This window comes from Leptospira sanjuanensis (assembly GCF_022267325.1).
GTDB lineage: Bacteria > Spirochaetota > Leptospiria > Leptospirales > Leptospiraceae > Leptospira > Leptospira sanjuanensis.
Genome location: NZ_JAIZBG010000001.1, coordinates 3422918 through 3444725 on the forward strand (window position 1 = coordinate 3422918; position 21808 = coordinate 3444725).

A 21808-nucleotide genomic window follows, 5' to 3' on the forward strand; every position below is an offset into this window, starting at 1 on the left:
AGGCGTTGACTTCGAACCCAAAAGAAGATCTCAAAAACGAATCCGGGAAAAAGGAAAACTTTCCCGGATTCGGAGCGCATTACCCCACTTCCGCAAAGAAAGAATCGAAAAAATCAGTCGAAACAAGGGACAAACTTTTAGAAGCGACCTTGATGATTTTCGGAAGCAAGGGGTTTCACGAAGCGAGAGTGGAGGACATTACCGCGCAAGCGGGATTCGCCAAAGGAACGTTTTACGAACACTTCAAAAGCAAGGACGATCTGATCTATATTCTGATCGACTACGCGGCTCGAAAAGATCTGGAAATCACGCAGTCCTTGTTTCAGAAATGCACGAGTTCTCTCGCGATCCGCGAAGAATATCTCAAACCGATCCTGCTGGAGATCCATTCCAAAAAGGAACTCAACCGTGTCTGTTACCAATTCCTCACGAACGAAATTCTCACGAACGAAAAACTTCAGAAAAAAATAAACTACTACAATCGATTGTATCAGCGGTATCATCTGAGCAATATCAAACGCGCGCAAAAGCTCGGGTATATTCGGATGGATTTCGAAAAAGAGGAGATCTTTCTGATCTTTCGATACCTGATCGAAGGGTTTACCATCAATCAGGCATATTCTTTTTTTTGCACATTGGGGGGAGACGTGGAAATCGGATCTCTTTTGAAACTCTACGACCGATCCCTTCTCGTAACTTGAAATGTTTTCGTAAAAAACATTTCGCCGAGTTTCTGAAACGGAAACAAACCGGAACGGACATCGCGTCGATCGGATGATCCGTCCCTTCGTCCGACTTGGATCAATAGTCCTGTCTGTAAATCGCACCGCCGGAAATATTCTCGGGAGAAGTCGTTCCCGTCCAAAAATTCGCTTGGAACTGAAGATAGACGTTTCTCGCGTCCCGATTGTCCGGAGTGTTCCAGAAATAATTCTTCGCGACGTTCGTATGAATGACCTGATAGAAAAGTTGAACCTTGAAGAGATGATAATCTCCCATCAAGTTGATTCCGGCCCAATAGATGTAATACGCCTCGCCGGGTTCGAACATCTGATTCTGATTCCAATCCCCTTTCATAAACTCCGCTTTAAGAACGGGCATGATGTATTTGGAATCGTAAAGATGGAAGTTGTAGCCGATCATCCCGTGATATCCCATCACTTGATTTGCGGCCGAGCCGGAAAATTTGCTCCAAGCTCCGTTTAAGTAAAACCCCTTCCATGTAAACGTCATATCGTAAGTATGACCGACAATTCCGAAATTCGGACGTCCCGGCGTAGTGATTGTTCTGGCCGCGAGATAATCCGAACGAAGTCCCGTCGGATCCGTACCTCCGGTAGGAGTAGTCTGCTGAATCGCAAGAGCCGTTGTAGGATTGATTTCTTTAAACAGATATTCAACGGGAACGGGTTGTGCGGTTTTCAACTGAGTCGTTTGCGCGACGGCCGCTCCGAAAGACAACTTCGCATCGTCCTGAAAGATCTCGTCTCCTTCCACCCAGCCGATATCGTTGTCCTTCTTCACCAAACCGCCGAAAGCGTTGTATTGAATTCTTCCGTAATAAATCGGAGCGAGTAGCTGAGGAAGATTTTGACGAGCCGCAGTATTGTCTTGTCTTCTACCGTACCCGTAGTCCCCGCCGCCTCCGTGACCGTTCCCGATAAAACCGTGCAAAGATAAATATCTCGTGTATTTTTTATCGACGACGCTGAGAGGGTGAACCGCGATCATCGCGCCCGTGTCGAACTGAGGAAGCATATTGGTTACGATCGATCGTTCCAAGGAAACGAAGTTCGCCGAACTCTGGATGTATTCCCGGTTGAACGGAACGTTGATCTGACCGATCGTAAAACGGGAATGCATAAACGGAATGTTCAGCCAGACGACAGCTTCGTGAATCAAACCTCTCGCGTCGTTCAAGGTTACATCCTGAACGTCTCCGGTAGTTTTATCCTTCGTAACTCTTAAGAATTGGCTGTTGATCGCGTTTTCGAGACGAAGCTGGGTCGCAAAACCCCACCACTTCGCACCTTGGTAAAAGAATCCGAGACGAAGTCTTCGAAAGTTCGCATCGGCGGTATGAAAGTCCTCGTTCCCGGAAAAGGGAGATTGGCGATCCCCGCTGACCGCGCGGAACTGCGTTCTTGCGGCGATCACGAGTTTCTCTTCATTGATGTTGTCGGGTCTGTGTTTGTAATGATTGGGGAGCTGCATATCCTTGCGTTCCGGAAAAGCCCCTTCTTTGTTCAAGGAATCGATCTTAGTTCGGTTCGGACCGGGTTTCGTATAAATCAGACCCGTATCGTTGTCTTCGTAAAATTCCTTCTTCGCTTTTTCGGCCGATTTGTCTCCCACGGGCTTATCCTGAGCGAATAAACCGACTTCGGTTAACAAAACCAACCCGATTATCTGAAAACCGATTTGTAATTTTCTAACCCTTATATTACGTTTCTTTTTCTTTTCCATTTCAAGATACCGGATCAAGATCCGTCCCCTTCTCTGTTTGAACCTTTTTGTAATTTAATCGAAATCTATATTTCATTTACGTTACAATCAGATGAGAGAATTATTTCATTTTGATTACAATGCTCAAATCCGATAAAACGCCCCATGCAGGATTCAGACGGCGGCTTGCCCAGATATTTTCTTTTAGGAATGGTCCGGGAAACAAATCCGCGGACTTTGTATGGACGTTTTTCGGCTTCAAAAAACGTTACGGGAGAATCAACCGGCCTATTCCTTACCTGTAAAGAATCCGGCAAGACCGGAAAGTACGATAGGATACGACGGAAAAAGAAAGTCTTTACAACCCAATCAGTTCGAGAAGCGGGAAATTTATTTCGCATCTCCGTCGCCGTTAAAAAGACGTTGATCGGAACAAACGATCTTCCAAAGGAAGAATGCGGCATTTCACAAAAGAAAGGTCTAACTAACACATGGCAACTCTGCAAAAAAAGCGCCTTGAAAACTCGCCGGGAAACTTTTACGTAGATTCGACCTGCATCGACTGCGAAACCTGTAGGATTCTCGCACCTTCGACATTTTCCGAAAAAAACGGAGCCTCGTATGTCCGACGCCAACCGGAAACGGTGCTCGAAAAGAATGCGGCCCTACGGGCTTTAATCGCCTGTCCGACGACCTCGATCGGAACCGAAGACCGAACCGATCTAAAAGAAGCGAAAGAAGGCTTTCCGTCGTTGATAGAAAAGAACGTATATCATTGCGGTTATCATTCCAAGGATTCTTACGGTGCGTTTTCCTATCTGATTGTTCGAAAGGACGGAAACATTCTCGTGGATTCTCCCCGATTCGTTCCGTCACTTGCCGATAAGATCGAAAGTCTCGGCGGTATCCGTTATCACTTTCTCACGCATCGAGACGACGTCGCCGATCATCAAAAATTTCATGAACGTTTCGGATGCGAACGGATCATTCACGAAGACGAGAGAAGCGCTGTTCCGAACGCTGAAATTTTCCTTTCGGGAAATTCGGTTTATACGTTGGCGGAGGACGTAAAGATCATTCCGACTCCCGGTCATACGAAAGGGCACGCGGTTCTTCTTTTGGACGATCGATTTTTATTTACCGGAGATCATCTCGCATACGATCCAAACCGCGATCGATTGATCGCGTTTCGAAGCGTTTGCTGGTTTTCCTGGCCGGAACAAACGAAGTCGATGAAACGTTTGTTGGATACTTCTTTCGAATGGGTTTTGCCCGGTCACGGTTATCCCGCAAACAAGGGATACGAGACGATGCGGAGAATGTTGCAGGATTGTGTTTCTTGGATGGAGAAACGTTAGACATCTTTAAAAGAGAATGTAAATCTCGTTTTCTTCCTTTCGAATTCTCTCTCGCAAAGCGAGGATTAGTTTTTCGGTATCTTCCCGAAACTGAGATTCGTTTTTTAAAATGGAAGAAGGCAATAACCATTTGGAATGATATGTTTTAAAAGAACTCTTTAATTCCATCGTACGCTTTTTATATTCCTCCGCAATGGATGAGGAATTTTCCACGTCGCTTTCTTTGATTTTCGGATAGATCACGCTTTCTTCCACATTGATATGAAGTTTCAATCGAGCGCAGAAGCTAGCAAGTTCGTGAAGCAATCCGTCCATACTTTCCGAAATTTCGCCGTATAATCTTTTTTCAAGATCGGTGAGAAGTTTTTGAATTTCCGCGTATTGAACTTTATAGAATTCTATGTTCAAAATCGTTTTCCTTCACTTAGAAAATTTACAGCGTGGTCTCAAACTGACTGTACTTTATCAGAAAGATTAGGCTGCAAGGTTCTGTCCCTGACATTGCGATCCGTAAAGAGCGGTGTCATCCGTTTCCTTGGGAACAGGTTCTTATTCTACAACTTGTTCAATATAAACATTGAAAGCAAGAATCCTAAATCCAAAAAGACGAAACCCGGTTATAGGCCAAGTGTTTATTCCTTGAATTCTTCATTTGAGCGTAAGAAAAGATCGTTTGCTTCTATCACAAATTTTACAAATTCGAAACAATCTCGTTGAACGTTCCAATTTGTGTTTGTTTTTACCAGCGAAATCATCGAGGCAAAGAATGTTTCTCGATGCATAGTTATAATAGCGAACATTTTGAATTATAGTACGGATTTCATTATTACGGTTTGACGTTAATATTTTAATATGGGAACGCAAATACAAAATCTATCTCCGTCTTTACAGAAATCGCTACTGTATTTTTCGGATCAGTCTGCGGAAGGAATCGTTGTTGTTGATCGCGAATGGAAGAAAGTATACGCAAATCATAAGTTTCAAAATTTTTGGTCGTTTCCCAATTTCCAAATACTTTACGAAAAGATAATACCGGTTCTAAAATCAAAAAAACAGAAATTAGAAAGCGATACGAACATCTCCCATCTTTTGCAGGAAACGGAAGAACCCGAAGATTCTTTTTTGAACGAAACCAACTTTCAACTGCAACTGAGCGTTCACGACTTCGACGATTCTTACATGATTCGTTTCAAACCGCAACTCGGCGTTCAGCCCCGCAAGGATTACGAGGCCGGCCATTGGGATCGTAATACGAACCTTCCCAATCAAAAATACTATTTGCATCATTTCGGCAATCTTCTAGCGGAAGATGAATCGGTGTCCGAAGGTCATTTTTCCTTCCTTCTTTCCGCATCCAATCCGGACGCGATCGCATCCAGCGCAAACAATTCCTACTTTGAGGAGATTTCCGTAAAAGTCACGGATCGTTTGAAAAAATATCTGAATCCGACCGATCATCTGTTCCGAATCGAAAGCGATAAATTTCTGATTTCTTCTCCGATCGTCGATTCAGACGTCAAAGCGGAATGGTTTGCGGAATGCCTTCGAATGCTCTTCGATTTCCCGTTCACATACGAAAACCGGGAATTTCATTTAAACGTAAACATCGGGTATACTCGTTTCGATTCCGAGGCCGGAGCCGATATGAACGGTCTGCGAATTTTAAAGGAAGCGCTTCATCGGTCCTGTCTGATCGGGCCGAATTCCCTGTTTTACTACGATCACAGCGCGATCCGCCGTTCTTCCGAAAAGGCCAAAATCGAAATCGATCTGAGAAAGGTGCTGAATCGGAACGAGTTGGAAATTCATTTTCAACCGATCATCGATCTCAAAGAGAATCGAATCTTCTCGATGGAAACGCTGGTTCGTTGGAATCATCCCCAAAAAGGAAAGCTGTTGCCCGGAAGTTTTATCTCCATCGCGGAAAGTTCCAGTTTTATCAAAACGATCGGAGAATGGATGATCTGGGAAACGTTTCGTTATTACGAAAACTCGATCTTAAAATCCAAGAACGTTTCTCTTTCTCTGAACATTTCTCCGAAACAATTGAGCGACAAGAATATCTTTCCTTTGCTGAAGGAAGCGAGCGACTTTTATAAGATTCAACCGGGTCATATCATTCTGGAGATCGTAGAGGATTCTTTCGACGCGAAAGAAAGACAGATCGGCAAGGTTGTCGCTTCACTGAAGGATTACGGTTTTAAATTCGCGATCGACGATTTCGGAAAGGGATATTCTTCCTTGGGAAGATTGATCCACCTTCCGATCGATTACATCAAACTCGACAAGATGTTTCTTTTTAATTACTTTCAGACTTCCACGCGCGCGGTCATCACTTCGATGGTAAACTTAGTGCAGGCGATGGGCAAATCGATCATCGTGGAAGGTGTGGAAAACGAAATGCAGCACGATCTTCTCAAGGAGCTCAACTGCGACTTCGGACAAGGATACTACTACTCTCATCCGGTCGAAATCGAACTCGCCGAGAAAATCGCGCAGAACGAATCGTTTCCCGTAGCTTAAAAGTGAATCACCGACTTTAAACGTTCGTTGTTTCCCGAAAAACTTCCGGAAGGCGCGAACTCACGGGAAGAATTCACAAGATCCAAATAACCGTCTCGGAATAGGGACAAATCCTTTTGTGCGTTCGGAGCGTTCTTACCGGAAATGTCGGAAAGCGCCGCCAGTGCGAACGTCTCGAAAGCAAGATCGGCGATGTAAATCCGATTCAAATCCAATTCTTCCGAAGCGGAGTTGTCCAAAAGACTTTGCAAGTGTTTGGATTTTTTCCCGATCGTTGCAGCGGCCTCGCTGTTCGCATCGGTGATTTCCTCCACGTATTTAAAAAACGTCTTTGCCACCTTCTCCCGTTTAAACGCGCGCAAAACGTGTTCGCTTAACAAAAGATGCGTTCCTTCCCAGGTTTCGTTGATGATGGAATCGTTGTGCAGTCTCGGAAGCGCGGAAAAATCCCCTACGATTCCGTTTCCTCCCAACACCAAAATCGAGTTGTACGTGATCTCGGTGGAAGTGGAGGAACATTTGTATTTCAACAGAGGAGCCAACACTTCTCCCGCGAGTTTGAGAGGTTCGGGCGTATGAACGTGACGGAAGACGGAGGTCAACATCGCCGTGTGTTTGAGTCTTTGGTCGCTCAACTGTTTTAGTAAAGAAGAAAATTCTAATATTTTGCTTCCGTAAGCCGTTCTAAACTTCGCGTATTCGTAGGCTTCCATCCAAGCCCTTCTCGAAATACCGGAAGCCGCAAGCGATACGTGCAATCTGGAAATCCCGATCACGTATTTCATAAGATTCACGATTCCGTGCGCGGGACGTCCGAGCGCTTCCGCTTCCACTCCGTCGTAGATGATTTCCACGGTGAGTTTTCCCCTGGAACCGATGATGTCTTTTTTACGGAGAATATGATGTCCGTTTAACGTACCGTCGTCTTTGATGCGCGGAACCAAAAACATCCCGATCGTGTTCGTGTCTTCGACTCTTGCGGTCGTGACCCAAAGATCTCCGGGATTGGAACAGAACCATTTTTCTCCGGTGAGAATCCACTTTCCGTTTTCCTGTTTTCTCGCGATCGTTCTGTTCGCGCTTACGTTGGAACCGCCCACTCTTTCGGTCACGTATTGACCCGCCATAAAGTGGGATTCGCTTCCTTCGCCCGCCACGAGACGAAGATACTTTTCTTTTTGTTCGGGAGTTCCGAGCGCTTCGAGAACCTTGATCATCCCTTCGGTCATCGCGAGAGGACAAGTGACTCCGCCTTCTCCGTTTTGATTGGCGAGATATGCGAGCGAGTAACGATGCAGATCGGTAAAAGGATGTTTCCAGGAAGAATGATAGTTTAAGTTTACGATTCCGTAATCATAGGAAAGTTTTCTGGAAAGTTTTTGTTCGTTCGAATAAACTACCGCGTCGATTCTGTTTCCGGTTCGATCGTATTTGACGACCTCTCCGTATTTTCCTTCCTTATGAGAAGCGTCGGTGAGTTCGTCCAAGATTCCTCCCACCAAGGAACCGTAACCCGTCAGATGTTCGATCATCGCTTTCTTATGCGCGGCATCGTATCCTTTGGAATATTTTTCCACGAGAGTCTGCAAAACTCTGTCTTCATCGTAAAAATTCTTTCCCCGATTTCCGCGGTAATCGGAAATATCAAACGGAGCGAGAGCCGGGTTTGCGGCTTGGTTTAAAGGATACTGCATCATTCTCTCCTGATTCTTTGGAAAGTATAAGTCCACCCGCGTTTTCAAGCGAGCAAAAAAGAATCGAACGAACTAACGTGAACTTTTGTTCGACAAAACGAAAAAGATCCGCAATCAGATCGAAATTTCTTCGGGGATTTGTTCCCCCAAAGGAAGGGTGAGAATTTTTTCTCTCAGTTTAAAAAGAAGATTCGGATCTTCCAGCTTGGAACCGTCTCCAGTCTGCAGATAAAAAGAATCATACGCATAATCGGCGCTTGTCGAAACTCTCAGATAACGCACTTTCAAATCCGAATGAAGAATCACCTGAAGAATCCGATACACCAAGCCGACTACGTCGGGCATTCTCACTTCCATGATCGTAACGTCCGGAAGATCGCCGTTGTAAAACATCACCGAACGATTGACGATGCTTTCCGGCGTCGGTTTGCGCGGATTCCAGCCCGTTCGTTGAAAGGCGATGCTTTCCCGTTTCAAATTTCCGGAGGCGATCGATTTGAGTTTCGCTTCGACACGATCAAGTTTGTCCTGCGGTAAGTTTCCGCCGCCCGCGGAATCCGTCAGTTGAACCGAAGTGATCCAATATTCTCCGATCGTATAACTCTTCATTCCCAAAAGGCTCAAACCCTCGGAAGAAATCGCGCAGGATAAATCCAAAAGGATCTCAGGTTGATTTACCGTTACCACGTCGATCGTTACGAATGCGGGATCTTGTTCCGTTTCAAAGATCGTCCGCAAGGAAGAATCCTGTGCGAGCGTTCCGATCGCTTTAAAATTTCTTAATATCTTTCGATTGGAAGCGGTGTGAAGATAGGTGTTTGGAACGACCTCGTTCGCGAATTGAACCACGGACTTCGCGATCGATTCGTCCAAACCCTCCTTTGTTACGAGATAATTTTTCAGGTCCTCGAGTTGAACGTCGCGAACCGGACCGGTCTCGCCGAAGTTATCCGCCGAATCGCTTACGAGATACGGAATCGTATTCCGATAGAGAGTGTTCAAGATCGAACTCTTCCAATTCGTAAGAACGCCCGTTCCGACGGACTTCGTGTCGATTACGGTAAGAATATACAGTTTTCTTAATCTTTCTCTGCTTCCCACGATTCTCGCAAAATCAAAAAGGAGTTTCGGATCGCCGATGTCCCGTTTGGAACTCAGCTCTGACATGAGAGTGTGTTTTTCCACGAGAAAACGGCAAAGCTCCGTGTCTTCTTCGCTTAATCCGAGACGATCTCCGACGGACACGACGAGTTCGGCCCCGTATTCGGAATGATCGCCTTCCTTTACTTTTCCCGCGTCGTGCAAAAGAATCGCGAGCGCGAGCAATTCGATCTTGGAACATTCCCGATACGCCTTCTGCACTTCCGCATCCTGAAACTTACCCTCGTCGAGAAGATCCAGTTCATGCAAAATCAATAATGTATGTTCGTCGACGGTGTATTCGTGATGATAACTGAACAAAGGAAAGTTCGTGCAGGCGCCGAACTCGGGAAGAATCGCGGCCAAGACGCCGGATTCGTGCATCAGCTTGAGAACTCGTCCTCTTTGAGAGGGAGTTCGCAGGATCTTCAAAAATTCCTCGTTCACTTCGGAAGAATATTTGAAGTCGTCGTCCAAAAAATTGGAGGCGAATCGGAATTCGTTCAGCAACGTGCCTGAAATCTGAAGATTCTTTTCCTGAATCATCCGAAAAGAGCGCATAACGTCTCTGTAAATCGTATGCGGATTCGTAAACAGAGTGCCGATTACCGGCGGAAAAACCGTGTCCCCGATCTTAAAGAAGTGAAGGTCCTCGTACGGAAAACTTTCGCCTTCGGAACTTTTTCTTTTTTCGATGATGGAATCCAGATACGTACGGATGATAAAGTAGATGTTCTTTTGATGACGATACAGAGCGTGCATGAACTTTTCCACGGAGGAAAGTTCCTCTTTTTTGCCGAAGCCCAGAGACTCCGCGACGTCCTGCTGCAGATTGAGATCGAGACGGTCCGTTTTACGGGAAGTGATCCTATGCATCGCGATCCTAGTCCGAAGAATGAAATCATACGCTTCCTGCAAAAGCTGGATTTCCCCTCTTTGAAACACGGGCAGAATCGATAAACCGCCGAGAGAAGGAAGATTGCGGACCGACTTTTCCATCCAGAACATATATTGAATGTCCCGAAGACCGCAGAGATCCGTTTTAAGATTCGGTTCGCTTAACAAAATCGGGCGTTCTTCGTTGAGAAAGCGGGAGGAAAGAATCTCCTCTTTCGCCTCGTTGTAACGTTTCGTCCATTTAGCGGGAAGTTTTTCAAGAAAGTCGGATTTAAACTTTTCGAATAAAGCCCTCGAACCCGCCAAGAAGCGTGCGTCCAGAAACGCGTGATAGGAGGACATATCGTCCAGATATTGAAAACATTCCTTGATCGTTCTGCAGGAATGTCCGACTTCCTTTCCCGAATCATAGAGATAGGTGTTGATCTTTCCGATTACGGACTCTAGTCTTTGCACCTTGATCCCGTTGTGAAGATATAAAAGATCGATGTCAGAATGGGGAGCCATTTCCATTCTTCCGTAGCCGCCCATCGCGATGATACAAAGTTCGTCCCCGGATTTGAATTCGACTCCCGAGTTTTCGAACTTGGAAAGAATAAAGGAATCCACGATATGCGTAAGCTGTCTGGATACGAGACGACCTCCCACGTTCTTGCTCTTTTCCAAAAGTCTTTGAAAGCTGTATGTGATATCCAGTTGCAGAGGCATATTATAAAAATTGAAAGTTCGTCCGAACGACTTTGTTTACATTTTAATCCGACTTAACAACAGAAGCGACCGAAATCTTATTTCAGCTTATCGCCCGGCTTCGCGTCCTTGTGAGGAACAAACAAACTCAACGTTTCTCCCTCGCCGGAAGCGAGCAGCATCGCCTCCGAAACGCCGAATTTCATCTTTCTCGGTTTGAGATTGGCGACGACCACAACCTTTAGACCTTTCAGATCTTCCGGTTGATAAGCGACTTTGATTCCGGCGAATACGTTCTTGATTCCGAGTTCGCCGAGATCGACCTTGACGTTCACTAGTTTATCCGCGCCTTCCACCGGTCCGGCTTCCACGATCCGACCGACCCGCAGTTCCACTTTCGCGAGATCCTCGATCGAAATTTCAAGTCGTTCTTCTTGGGAAGAAGTTTCGGCAGTTTTTGCGGGTTCCGCTTTTTTGGAAGCTTCCACGGATTGTTTGTTTTCTTCTAACATAGCGTCGATTGCCTTTTCATCCACACGTTTTGTGATCATTTCGTAGGGATTTACTTTCGTTTTTTCTAATACGTTTGCAAGATCCAGGTCGTCGAACTTCGGAGCTCCTTCCAGATTCAGGAGTTTATAAATTTTTTCCGAGATTTGAGGCACGACCGGATATAAGTAAACCGCAAGAAAACGACTTGCGTTCAAGGTCGTAGTTACGACCTCTCTCGCTTTTTCCGGATTCTCCTTGATGAGTTTCCAAGGAGCGTTGTCGTTCACATAACGATTGACCGTATCGCCGAGACGCGCGATTTCCCGCATCACTCTCGCGTAGTTCTTTTGTTCGTATGCGGTTTTTATAATATCCTGAACCGAGACTTCGCCCGTTCCTTGTTTGATCGGTTGATTGAGCAGTTCGTTTAACAATTCCTTTCCGTCGACCGGTAAAACTCCAAGAGTGCGATCCAACTGATCCAAAATGCTCGTTGAAATTCTAGAAACCAAGTTTACGAGGTTTCCGACCAGATCTGCGTTGACTTTCGAAGTGTAATCGTCGAACGAAAGATCCAAGTCGTCCATTCCCGAACCCAACTTGCCTGCGAGATAAAACCGAAGATGTTCGGGATCGAGGTGTTTTACGTACGTGTTCGCATTGATGAACGTTCCTCTCGACTTCGACATCTTCTCCCCGTTTACGGTGATAAAACCGTGGACGTGAACTTTGGAAGGCGCTCGATAAGCGCTTCCTTCCAACATCGCGGGCCAAAACAAAGTATGAAAATATAATATATCTTTTCCGATAAAGTGAACGATTTCAGCGTCGCGTTCTTTCCAAAAAGAATCGAACTTCTTTCGATCGCCTTTGAAAAAGTTCAAGGAAGAAGCCATATAACCGATCGGAGCGTCGAGCCAAACGTAAAAGTATTTATTCTTTTCGCCCGGAATTTCAAAACCGAAATAAGGCCCGTCTCTGGAAATATCCCAAGCCTGCAGACCGTCTTCGCTATCGAGCCATTCGCTCAATTTTTTTTGAACGCCTTCGACGGTCCCGCTTCGAATCCAATCTTCCAAATAGAACTCATCGGTTCGCTTCTTTTGATCCTCGGCGGTTGCAGTTTCGACTTTTTTTCTGTGAAAGTTTCCGAGTTCGAAAAAGATATGCTCCGAATCCTTACGAACGGGAGAAGTTCCGCACAAAGCGCAATGAGAATCGATCAAATCTTTCGGACTATAAGTCGCGCCGCAAACTTCGCAGTTATCTCCGTATTGATCCTTGGATTTACAATTCGGACAAGTTCCTTTGATAAATCGATCGGGAAGAAACATCTTATCGTTTTCACAGTAAGCCTGTTCGATGTTTCTTCTCGAAATATGTCCTCTCTCTTTGAGTTTCAAATAAATTTCTTCGGAGATACTCTTGTTTTCGTTCGAATTCGTGGAATAATAGTTATCGTATCGAATTCCGAAAGAAGTTAAGTCTCTATAATGTTCCTGTTGAACTCTCTCGATGAGTTGTTCCGGAGTAATTCCTTCCTTACGCGCCGCTAACATTACCGGAGTGCCGTGCGTGTCGTCCGCACAGAAGAAATAACATTCGTTTCCGTTCGCCTTTTGAAAACGAACCCAGATGTCCGTTTGTATTCCTTCCAACACATGTCCTAAGTGAATCGGACCGTTCGCATAGGGAAGCGCCGATGTAACCAGTATCTTTCTTGGGATTCTTTTAAGAGAAGAGTTCACAAAAGTCAGGTTCCTAAAATTTAGGTCAAAATCAACGTCTTTCTTTTCAGATTTTCATTGCAAAATCAATGGTTCGGATAGAATTTTCTGAAAACCTGGAGGAACTCCCGATGCCAATGGAGAATCTTTCATCCCTTGCAAGTAAAGTCCTGCCGGGGCATGAATTCTATGAAAAGTTCAGAGAAGAAATGAACCCCGAACAAGAGATATTCCATCTGAAGATGAACTACGCGAAGGTTCTCGTCAGCATCTGGTCTTATTCCTGCATGGCCGATGGAATCTTTCATCAAAAAGAAGGAAGTCTTGTCGGTCAGATGGTCAAAGCTCTTTTCGAAGAAGGTTGTATTTTCTTCGATCATCAGGAAGAAAAAACTTCCATCATCAGCGAGTTATCGGACGTTTTCGAAAATCCTCTTCCCGTAAAAACGGTTCGTAACTTTTCGGAAGGCAATCCGATTATGGCCGCCGGATTTTACGAAGACGCGTGCGTGATCGTGTCGATGGACGGAGGCCTTACGAAAAAGGAAAGGGAATTCCTGGACGATCTCGCCAAAGAACTCGAAATTTCTTCCATGGATAAGAAGAATATCGAGAACAGAATTCTCGAGAAAAAGAAGTAAATCCATCTTTTTGAGAAATAATTTCTTTCCAAAGTTCCGATCTTCCCGTTTTGAGGAATCGATTCCATGAACTGGGTTTGGGAAACGTTATTCTATCTTCTCATCCTGTATGCCGGACTTCAGTTTTTGTTTTCCGGCCCGATCCTGCAGCTTCTCGTTAATTTTTTCTCCTTCCGTCACTTCAAGTTTCGCTGGATTTCTTCAGGAGTTCTTCTGCCGATCTTTTACGTCATTTCCAAGAACTGCACGATCGAATTTCCGGGAATTTTAAAAACGGATCAGGTTTACGCCAGAGTTTCGTCCTTGAATTTCAAGATCGATTTTCTTTCTCTCTTCAAGGGTCAGTTGAGAATCCCCTCCTCTCTCTTTAAAAATTTTCACATGGATTATACGAACATCATCAGTCCGCATAAAAAAATCGGACTTATGCCCAAACGCGGAAGAATCGTATTCCAAAATATGAAAATAGAAAACGGATCGATTTCGATCGTGGACAAAACGCTGACGCCCACGTATTCGATTCAGCTTCACGACATCGCGATCGACGGCGGATATATGGACTCGGGATCGCCTCTCGAGATTCTTTTCAGAACCAAAAGCGGATCGTGCAGGCTCGGCAAAAGAGGGAATTTAAAGATCGGCGTTTTAGGCGGAGAAACGAGAGGATTCTTATCGTTAAGCGACATCACTTGGTCCGAACTCGCGGGCCTGCAGGTGATTCCCCTTCCGTTTTTAAAAAACAGGGTGCAGATCTACGTGGAATTCAAACATATCAATTCGGATCAAACCGCGGTCGAAGGAACTCTGATTCATTTCGGACCGCATTCTCAAGATAAACCCGAACAGAGTTATCCGTTTCACTTTACGATCGACTGGAAGAATTACAATCTTCCTTTCGATCTCGCTCTACGTGAACTCGTCTTGGAATTATTTCTGAAGATCAAATTGAAAGGTGTGATGACCAGAGCCCTTCAGACGGTCGCCAAAGGATTATACGCGATCATAGGAAGAAACAGATCGCATCACCATCATCACAAATAGAATTCTAATTGTTCCGCACAAGAACGTCGAAACCGAATCGCAAAAATCGTATTCCGATTTTTTAAAACGAATTGTTAAACGAAGAGATCGCGATTCAAACCGCAAATACTTTCAATTTGTCCGAAATATGCTATGCGGCTTCTTTTCCTATGCGACGTTTTATCATTGTTCGATACAAAGAATCAAACGCGGAGCCGTAGTACACAAATATCCCGTCATACCGTCGCCCGATAAACCGGTTCCGGTCGCATTATTCGTCCAATCTCCGCAATTTTGCAGCGTATCTACGGTCCAGTTTGTAAGAAATCCGGACCAGAAATTATTAGCCGGATTCGCGGTGCTTCCATAGATCGTGGCATACGGGATCAGACCGTTCACGTCCGAAGTTGCGATCGCGTTTAGAGTATCGTAATTGTAATAGCGGGTGTTCGGTTTGATCGGCCAACCGGCGCTTCCAGGCACGCGGGACGCGACACCGAGCAACGCTTTTGAAGCAAATCCCGCATTGCCGGAACAAGAAGAATCCGCACCATCCACTCCGAAAGTGGCTCCGCCGTACTGCATGTTTCCGCCGCTGTTCCGAACGACTTCCCGAACTCTTCGATCGTTGTCCAAGATCTTCATCGTAAAACTCAAAGAAAGTCCGATCGGAGTCGCAGTTACGGATAACGTATGAACCTTGTCTCCGAAGTCGCTCACATTTGCAGGGGTCAGATCCGAAGCGGTCACGGAAACCGTATCAGGATTGGCAAAGTTCGTGTCGAAGTTTTCCGGCCCGGGACTAAAATGATCGATCGTTGCGTTCGTTGAAAGCCCGATATGCGTCACCGGATCGTTCGGCCCCCATGGACCGCTCAAAGAAATCTGAACGTTCAACGCGGTTCCGTCTTCTTTGATTTCGATCGTGTCGCCGGCAACCTTACCGTTGATCAAAATCGTCGTGCAATAAACGATTAAGTTGGAAACGTTCGCAGTCGCCGTCCCCGAAGGATTTTCGGTGGAATCGGAGTAGACTTTGCAGGAATGGTTCGCTGCGGGGCTTGCCACACTGATCTGGTAATTCTTATTTGGAGCAACGGAAGAATTGAATTGAAATGTTCCATTTGCCGAGATAGGAAGAATTTCGTCGTTTAACTTGAGTTGGACAGTTCCGGATTTCAATCCTTGAACAGCCCCCCCGATTCGAAATCCTGAGGAGTTCCCACCAAGGGACGCAGATTCGGAAACGTCTTCCACAATGCTGATCAACGCACCGCTTTGACCGTCTAAAGCAAAACGACTCGCTTCGGCACACGCTGCAAAAAAGAGAATCGTCAGTAAGATTGCGGTATATTTATAAAAAGCAATTGGCTTCATATCGTCAGCGAATTGAATTCGTTGGGTCTATTCAAGAGACAACTGATTCAAAAATTTTTTGATTCCTTTTTATTGGGATTTCATTCTTTTGAATTCAAAATCAAAGGAAATTCTTTCTTTTTGCAAGGCTTTTTGGCGGATGATCCTTGTCGAAACGTTTCGATTTAAGTAGGAGTTCCCACAATTTTCCAAAGTTCTCACCGAATCCAATGTCTTGAAGGGATAAAAAATCCCTGTCTTGCCCATAGCACAAAACAGGGATTTAATATCTTAGATCGTGTGAGAATATCGAGAATCAAAATCTTCCATCTCGTCTTCTTTACTTTTGTAGTTCGTAAGATTTTCTTCCCGGAACGCTTTCGGAGATTTTTTTGTCTCTTTCAAAAAGGCCCGATGAAACGCAGATGAAGAACTAAAACCGACCGCCATTCCGATCGAAAGAATCGAACGATCCGGTTCTTCAAGCAACATGACCTTTGCTTCTTTTACCCGATGGTGATTGATAAAGGAATTAAAATTCATTCCCATGTGCTCGTTTAAAAAAGCGGAAAGGTGGTGCACCGAAAGTCCCATTTCCGAAGCCAAAGAAGGAAGTCGAAGTTCTTCATCCAGATGGATTTTTTCGTTTTGCATCAACTCGGTCAGCTTGCTCTCCACCTTCTCGATGTTAAGATCTTCCAAAAGGGATCGTTTTTCCTGACTGGAATCTCGATTGGTAAGATTCTTATCCGTTTCTTCGTTTTCGGAATCGCCAAGCAGGAATTCGCTCTGCGTTCTCTGCAAATCGGAAATGATCGGAATAAATTCGCTCAGGATAATCGGCGAAAGAATTAGAAAATAATAATTGATCGTGTTGATCGGCTCGATAATTTTCGCGCCTTCAAAATATCGGAACACTTCCGTTAACTTGATGATCAGCAACACGCAAACGGAAGGAAGAATTCTTACCAGATTCGCCTTGTTTTTAGCGGAACGCAAGGGAATCAGAATCTGAAAAAGCAGATAAACAAAAAACAGAAAGGTTCCCAATGAAACCATTTCCGAAAGATTCGGAATTTTGAATTCGTCAAGCAGATCCCAAAGCACCACGATTGCCGCAGTAGCCGCAAAACTTCTAAGAAGCAATTTTCGGAACGCGCTCAAAGAATCGATATACTGAAAGCTACCGCTCTTTACGTTTGAAGCGAGATTCATAAAAAAGAACGCGACTGTTACCGAAAAGTAAGCGTAAAAATATTGGGCTAATTTTTTTGCGAGAGTGTTTTCCGTGATAAACATCGTGGCCGTAAACGACCAAAAAACACAGGCCATCAGAAAAAACAGCACGGGGGCGCTTAAATTCTTTTGCCGATCCCTTTTGAAAACTCCGAATGCGGCAATCATAAAGTATAACATTGCCGCTAATGAATAATATTTAACCTCTTCCACATCCGAATCCTTTTGTCGTTTTGTTTGTATTTTTACCAGATCAGCTTTTTATTTCGGTAAGAAAGCCCTTGCCTTTCGATCGAAGAAGAATCTCTTTTTTTATTCTGCAATCAAGATGCATATACACAGCTTCCTTGATTACTCAACAAAAGGTTTCCGAGCTTTTGCTCATTTTTTATTTTTTTTAGAATTATAATTCGTAATTTCCTGAAAAAAATTTATTAGCTAGTCAGTTTAGAATTTTTTGTTTGATACTCAAATGAACAAAAGAGTGTCTTAAAATGCCTTAAATCGACGTTTTGACAAAGAATTTTGAACTCCTGAATTATAGGAAAGTTGGGTTTGTCAAAGTACGGAAATGAAGTCAAAAAAATAAACGATCGTTCTCTTTTGAAAATTTTTTTTCCAGGCACGTTAGTCAATCTTTTCCTAACGCAGATTCTTTTTAAGCCATTCCAAAGAAATTTTTGGAACCCACGGAACATACTTTTCCCATATTTTTTTTAGTTGCGAACAGAATTTTCACGAGTATTGCGAACAAAATCGTAGGCTCACACCCCAAATTTTGGACTAAGCTCTAACTTATAATCAAAGAATTCCTTACTTATATGCAATGACGTATTCTTTAAAAAAAAGAAGTAAATTACTCTCAAGTGAATTCAAATTCTCCGGATTAAAATGTTGTGGGAGTCTTCTATGGGTCAGGGAATCAAAAAACAACATGCGAAATTAAAAAAAGAAATTTGCTTATTATACATTCTTTTCCTTTGCTGGGGCATCGCTTTCTCCAATTGTTTGGTAGGTGAAGGAAAAAAAGGGTTCAATTTTTTCTTTCTTCCAGGTTCCAGCATTTCGAATCCTGGCGGCGGAATTCAAGATACTCCGATCCTTACGACTCCGGTCGCCCCTCAAGGAAGTATTACTTACAGTTCCGCGACCACTTTTTATGTGAGTAACAACGCAGGGGCAATTCAATATTATGATATTTCTTGGTCTTCCAGCCTCGGAGCATCCTATGAGCTTCGCAAAGGCGCGACCAATTGTAGCGACGGAAGCGTTCATACCAGCGGAAGCGTGACCGCGTCCACTTCCAACACCGATCGAATCAATGCATCCGATCTTAGCGCAGGAAGTAACGGAATCAAACTTTGTCTCAAAAGTCCGGACGGAACTCTGGCTTGGGATACCGTTAGCATTAACGGAATCCGGGACGACGTCGCGCCTACGATCGGATTCTCCCCTGCGGGAGGAACATACGGCTCATCCGTTCCGAACATCACTCTTTCTTGCACCGACACAGGCGCATCCGGTTGTCTTGGAATGGCTTTTCGAAACGATGGGACCAATCCGGGCATAGCCGCGGATGGAACGGTTGCATCCGGATCCACCGGGTATTCTTCCGCGTTTGCCGTTGCAAACAACGCCACCACCGACGTGAAAGTAATCGCTGTGGATAAGGCCGGTAACATAAGTGCGGTCAGTACAAGTCAGTACGTCGTTGCCGTAGGAAATCCTACGATCACGATCAATTCCGTTTCCAAAGCCGATATGAGAAGCGTGGATTCGAGCGTCGTAAAATGGCAATCGGATCTTGCAGGTAATTACGATATCCGAGTCGGTGGAACAGATTGTAACTCCGGCACAAACGGAAGCTCTTTGTCCCTCACGGGTTCTGCGGCCGCTAACACGGAAATCACCACTACGATCAGCGGTGCGGCCCCTCTCGCAGTCGGTGCGAATACGATTCGAATCTGCCTTACGACCGCGGGAAGCAACGTAGGATCGAACTCGACCGCGATCAACATCGATAATACGGCGCCGACTCTCTCTTCCGCCACGCCTGCAAATAACTCAACCTCTTTGAGCGTAGATCAAAACACTTTCGTTTTTACGTTCAACGAGGATATGGATCAAAGTCTCAAACCTCTTCCCGAACATCACGACAGCGGAGTAAGCGGCAACCCTCAAATCGCTTGGCCTACGATGGCCGGAACTTGGACGGATGCAAGAACCTATTCATTAGCGTTGAACAGTAAATTACCGGAATTGCATACGTTTTATCTGCAATTCACCGCTACTGGATTTAAGGATAAAGCAGGAAACGCAGTGGGCACAACGCCCGTTGCGATCGTAGGAGGAGTGTTCAAACTCAACTATAAGTCTTTAACCGAAACGAAAGTCACTCTTGTTACGGATACGGCCCAAACGAACTGTTACGATTCTTCCGGAAACGCCATTGCTTGCGCAGGCTCCGGTCAAGATTCGGAACTCAGCGTTATGCCTTACGGTCTTGGAGTTCCAACGACAAACCCCGGATATCCGAACGATCGAATTACAAGAGATACGGTCAACAACGTGATCTGGAAAACCTGTCCTCCAACTTACGTTTGGTCCGGTGCGACCTGCGTTCAGGATGCGGTGGATCCTTACAACGCCGCTCTCATCGCAAGAAACATGGGATCGGGAATTTTGGATCTGACTTGGGGAGATTCTCTGGAATATTGTTTGCAACTCAATCTCGCGAACTCCGGAGCCGGATTTGCGGGAGTGAAAACGTGGAGACTTCCGACTCTCAGCGAACAGATGAGCATTCTTACGTATGAAGGATCTATCGGAAACGAAACGATCCAGAATACGAGTTTCCCCGGTTTTATTAAAAACGATTACCAAAGATATTGGACCTCTACGAATGCAGTCAGCGCTTCGATCGCTCTGAACGGTTATACGGGAAGCGAATTAGGAAACGGTTCCAATGCTTGGGGCGCTTGGCAAATTTCCGTTTTCGGCGGAGGAACTCATATCAACAGCAAAGGGAAAGCCACTTCCTGGAACTGGCCGAACCGATATATGGCGCTTGCGATGTGCATCGCGGATTAAGGAGAAGAATCACATGAAACTATTGAAAACGTTTATACTTCTTACCATTTTACTCGGAATCATTGAAACGTTAACCGCCATCGGAGGACCATATACGGATCCGAACGATGGAACGATCAACGATACGGGAAACCGTCTTCTCTGGAGAAAATGCGGCAGAGGACGCGGAACTGCGGGATCGAATTACACGAACTGTAGCGTCGTTTCGGGACCGGCAGAAACGAGCAACTGGGCGACAGCGGTCGCTTATTGTAGCAGCCTTGGAACGACTTTGGGCGACGGAAGACAATGGAGATTGCCCACGGTAAAGGAACTCATCTCGATCGTGGATTACAGCAGATCGACAAAACCGATCATCAATCCGACCTTTTTCCCGAATACCGCGGAAGGAAGATTCTGGACATCCACAAATTCGTTCGTAGCGGGAAATAGTCCTGTCTTACCGAGCACTCCCACCGACGAAACGGGCACGACGGATCCGAAACAATACGTAACCAACCCGGGGAACACCGAACAACACTATAAAATTCCGCAAGGCGCCAATTATAGATCAATGGCTTACATCGTGGAATTTACCGTAGGCGGCGTGGTGGAATACGGAAAATCGAACAACGCATACGTTCGCTGCGTGAGCGGACCTTACTGATCTTTTTAAAGCGACGTCCGTAAAAATCGCGGGCGTCGCTCTCCTGTATCTCTTCCCTTCCGATCGTTTTCGCGGAAGCCGAGTTTCACGAAATTCAAACGATCACTCAATGACAAAACAGGCGTTCAGCATAAACTCGATATTCTCTTTGGAAATCAAATCCAAACGCTCGTTCCACTTTGTTGCGGGAAGAACCTTATCTTCCTTTTCGAGATAACTCAACTGAGGAATCAAAGTATACGTCTTATTGACTTCGTGAATGTCCGAATCGGAAAAAGAAATCAGATTGTGGATAACGGGAACACAATTGGCCTGGGTCTGATCGCAGTATTCCACTCTCTGCTGAACGTGTCTAACGTGGATTTCCGCTTCCTTTCCGATCAACATCTTCTTTTTAGGAAATATTTTTTTCAGCACTAAAACCAATTCCAGGGCCTTCGTAAGATTTTTCTCTTTCGTAGAAGGCGCAAAAACTTTTTTCCACAACTCTTGTTGTCGCTTGTGAATACAGGATTCGCTTTCTACGTCTGCGGCGGCAGGATCGGGCGCTTTCTCGCAAATTTCGCGGATCGAGGCGGGAGAAAAAGATTCCACGACTACGGACTTTGCGGTCTGTATCTTTTCAATTTGATTCTGATTTTCCGGCTCTTGGGTCTGCGCGGTCGCGCAGTAGAATAAAATCAATGCCGGCAAAATGTAGGAAACTCTATTTATCATATAATTCGAAACAACGAAACATCAACGTTTTTGAATACATTTTGCGGAACATTTTATTTTTTTCGAATTCAATGTCCGTCTTTCGAATCAATTCGGATATGTATGTCTTCCTTTTACTCAGCCGAAAGGAGAATCAGGA

Annotated in this window: 15 protein-coding genes; 7 read left to right on the forward strand and 8 right to left on the reverse strand. The window is 45.1% G+C overall.

Annotated features, from left to right (window positions below):
- Positions 1 to 5 precede the first annotated feature (5 nt).
- Entirely contained in the window at positions 6 to 701 is a 696-nt protein-coding gene (locus tag LFX25_RS15560) for a TetR/AcrR family transcriptional regulator (RefSeq protein ID WP_238731023.1), read from the forward strand.
- 100 nt (positions 702 to 801) lie between these two features.
- Here the strand turns inward: LFX25_RS15560 and LFX25_RS15565 are convergent, their stop codons facing one another.
- On the reverse strand, positions 802 to 2466 hold the full coding sequence (locus LFX25_RS15565) for a hypothetical protein (protein WP_238731024.1): 1665 nt from the start codon (positions 2464 to 2466) through the stop codon (positions 802 to 804).
- A gap of 470 nt (positions 2467 to 2936) precedes the next feature.
- Here LFX25_RS15565 and LFX25_RS15570 point away from each other — a divergent pair, with 470 nt between their 5' ends.
- Positions 2937 to 3803, forward strand: coding sequence for an MBL fold metallo-hydrolase (locus tag LFX25_RS15570; RefSeq protein ID WP_238731025.1), 867 nt, complete (start codon positions 2937 to 2939; stop codon positions 3801 to 3803).
- A gap of 6 nt (positions 3804 to 3809) precedes the next feature.
- Here the strand turns inward: LFX25_RS15570 and LFX25_RS15575 are convergent, their stop codons facing one another.
- Positions 3810 to 4211, reverse strand: coding sequence for a hemerythrin domain-containing protein (locus tag LFX25_RS15575; RefSeq protein ID WP_238731026.1), 402 nt, complete (start codon positions 4209 to 4211; stop codon positions 3810 to 3812).
- A 444-nt stretch (positions 4212 to 4655) separates the two neighbouring features.
- Between LFX25_RS15575 and LFX25_RS15580 the strand changes: the two genes are divergently transcribed.
- Positions 4656 to 6326 carry a GGDEF domain-containing phosphodiesterase gene (locus tag LFX25_RS15580; RefSeq protein ID WP_238731027.1) on the forward strand — a complete coding sequence of 557 codons (1671 nt, stop codon included), beginning with the start codon at positions 4656 to 4658 and terminating at the stop codon, positions 6324 to 6326.
- On the opposite strand, the gene LFX25_RS15585 is transcribed toward LFX25_RS15580, so the two are convergent.
- From LFX25_RS15585 to metG, 3 genes are all read right to left on the reverse strand, one after another.
- Positions 6323 to 8020, reverse strand: coding sequence for an acyl-CoA dehydrogenase family protein (locus tag LFX25_RS15585; RefSeq protein ID WP_238731625.1), 1698 nt, complete (start codon positions 8018 to 8020; stop codon positions 6323 to 6325). The genes LFX25_RS15580 and LFX25_RS15585 overlap by 4 nt on opposite strands.
- 114 nt (positions 8021 to 8134) lie before the next feature.
- Positions 8135 to 10765 carry a [protein-PII] uridylyltransferase family protein gene (locus tag LFX25_RS15590; protein WP_238731028.1) on the reverse strand — a complete coding sequence of 877 codons (2631 nt, stop codon included), beginning with the start codon at positions 10763 to 10765 and terminating at the stop codon, positions 8135 to 8137.
- 77 nt (positions 10766 to 10842) lie between these two features.
- Positions 10843 to 12984: a methionine--tRNA ligase gene (gene metG / locus LFX25_RS15595; protein WP_238731029.1), complete on the reverse strand. Its 2142-nt coding sequence runs from the start codon at positions 12982 to 12984 to the stop codon at positions 10843 to 10845.
- A gap of 116 nt (positions 12985 to 13100) precedes the next feature.
- Between metG and LFX25_RS15600 the strand changes: the two genes are divergently transcribed.
- Together LFX25_RS15600 and LFX25_RS15605 are read left to right on the forward strand one after the other, a co-directional pair.
- On the forward strand, positions 13101 to 13604 hold the full coding sequence (locus tag LFX25_RS15600) for a tellurite resistance TerB family protein (RefSeq protein WP_406600505.1): 504 nt from the start codon (positions 13101 to 13103) through the stop codon (positions 13602 to 13604).
- Positions 13605 to 13670: 66 nt separating this feature from the next.
- Positions 13671 to 14645 (forward strand): hypothetical protein, encoded by a 975-nt coding sequence (locus tag LFX25_RS15605; RefSeq protein ID WP_238731031.1) that lies wholly within the window; start codon positions 13671 to 13673, stop codon positions 14643 to 14645.
- A gap of 162 nt (positions 14646 to 14807) precedes the next feature.
- Here the strand turns inward: LFX25_RS15605 and LFX25_RS15610 are convergent, their stop codons facing one another.
- Both LFX25_RS15610 and LFX25_RS15615 read right to left on the reverse strand, forming a co-directional pair.
- Positions 14808 to 16001, reverse strand: coding sequence for a DUF1554 domain-containing protein (locus LFX25_RS15610; protein WP_238731032.1), 1194 nt, complete (start codon positions 15999 to 16001; stop codon positions 14808 to 14810).
- 270 nt (positions 16002 to 16271) lie between these two features.
- Positions 16272 to 17429, reverse strand: coding sequence for an AraC family transcriptional regulator (locus LFX25_RS15615; RefSeq protein WP_238731033.1), 1158 nt, complete (start codon positions 17427 to 17429; stop codon positions 16272 to 16274).
- Between the two features lie 696 nt (positions 17430 to 18125).
- Here LFX25_RS15615 and LFX25_RS15620 point away from each other — a divergent pair.
- Both LFX25_RS15620 and LFX25_RS15625 read left to right on the forward strand, forming a co-directional pair.
- Entirely contained in the window at positions 18126 to 20306 is a 2181-nt protein-coding gene (locus tag LFX25_RS15620; RefSeq protein WP_238731034.1) for an Lcl domain-containing protein, read from the forward strand.
- Positions 20307 to 20319: 13 nt separating this feature from the next.
- Positions 20320 to 20952: an Lcl C-terminal domain-containing protein gene (locus LFX25_RS15625; protein WP_238731035.1), complete on the forward strand. Its 633-nt coding sequence runs from the start codon at positions 20320 to 20322 to the stop codon at positions 20950 to 20952.
- A 102-nt stretch (positions 20953 to 21054) separates the two neighbouring features.
- On the opposite strand, the gene LFX25_RS15630 is transcribed toward LFX25_RS15625, so the two are convergent.
- A complete protein-coding gene (locus LFX25_RS15630) occupies positions 21055 to 21669 on the reverse strand; it encodes a hypothetical protein (protein ID WP_238731036.1) in 615 nt (204 codons plus the stop codon).
- Positions 21670 to 21808: the final 139 nt, after the last annotated feature.

What these genes read in the sequence shown, in the direction of transcription:
- LFX25_RS15600 (WP_406600505.1), top strand. Translation starts at nt 13,101, where the DNA reads ATGGAGAATCTTTCATCCCTTGCAAGTAAAGTCCTGCCGGGGCATGAA.
- LFX25_RS15585 (WP_238731625.1), bottom strand. Translation starts at nt 8,020, where the DNA reads ATGCAGTATCCTTTAAACCAAGCCGCAAACCCGGCTCTCGCTCCGTTT.
- LFX25_RS15580 (WP_238731027.1), top strand. Translation starts at nt 4,656, where the DNA reads ATGGGAACGCAAATACAAAATCTATCTCCGTCTTTACAGAAATCGCTA.
- LFX25_RS15590 (WP_238731028.1), bottom strand. Translation starts at nt 10,765, where the DNA reads ATGCCTCTGCAACTGGATATCACATACAGCTTTCAAAGACTTTTGGAA.
- LFX25_RS15570 (WP_238731025.1), top strand. Translation starts at nt 2,937, where the DNA reads ATGGCAACTCTGCAAAAAAAGCGCCTTGAAAACTCGCCGGGAAACTTT.
- LFX25_RS15625 (WP_238731035.1), top strand. Translation starts at nt 20,320, where the DNA reads ATGAAACTATTGAAAACGTTTATACTTCTTACCATTTTACTCGGAATC.
- LFX25_RS15565 (WP_238731024.1), bottom strand. Translation starts at nt 2,466, where the DNA reads ATGGAAAAGAAAAAGAAACGTAATATAAGGGTTAGAAAATTACAAATC.
- LFX25_RS15620 (WP_238731034.1), top strand. Translation starts at nt 18,126, where the DNA reads ATGGGTCAGGGAATCAAAAAACAACATGCGAAATTAAAAAAAGAAATT.
- LFX25_RS15630 (WP_238731036.1), bottom strand. Translation starts at nt 21,669, where the DNA reads ATGATAAATAGAGTTTCCTACATTTTGCCGGCATTGATTTTATTCTAC.
- LFX25_RS15605 (WP_238731031.1), top strand. Translation starts at nt 13,671, where the DNA reads ATGAACTGGGTTTGGGAAACGTTATTCTATCTTCTCATCCTGTATGCC.
- LFX25_RS15610 (WP_238731032.1), bottom strand. Translation starts at nt 16,001, where the DNA reads ATGAAGCCAATTGCTTTTTATAAATATACCGCAATCTTACTGACGATT.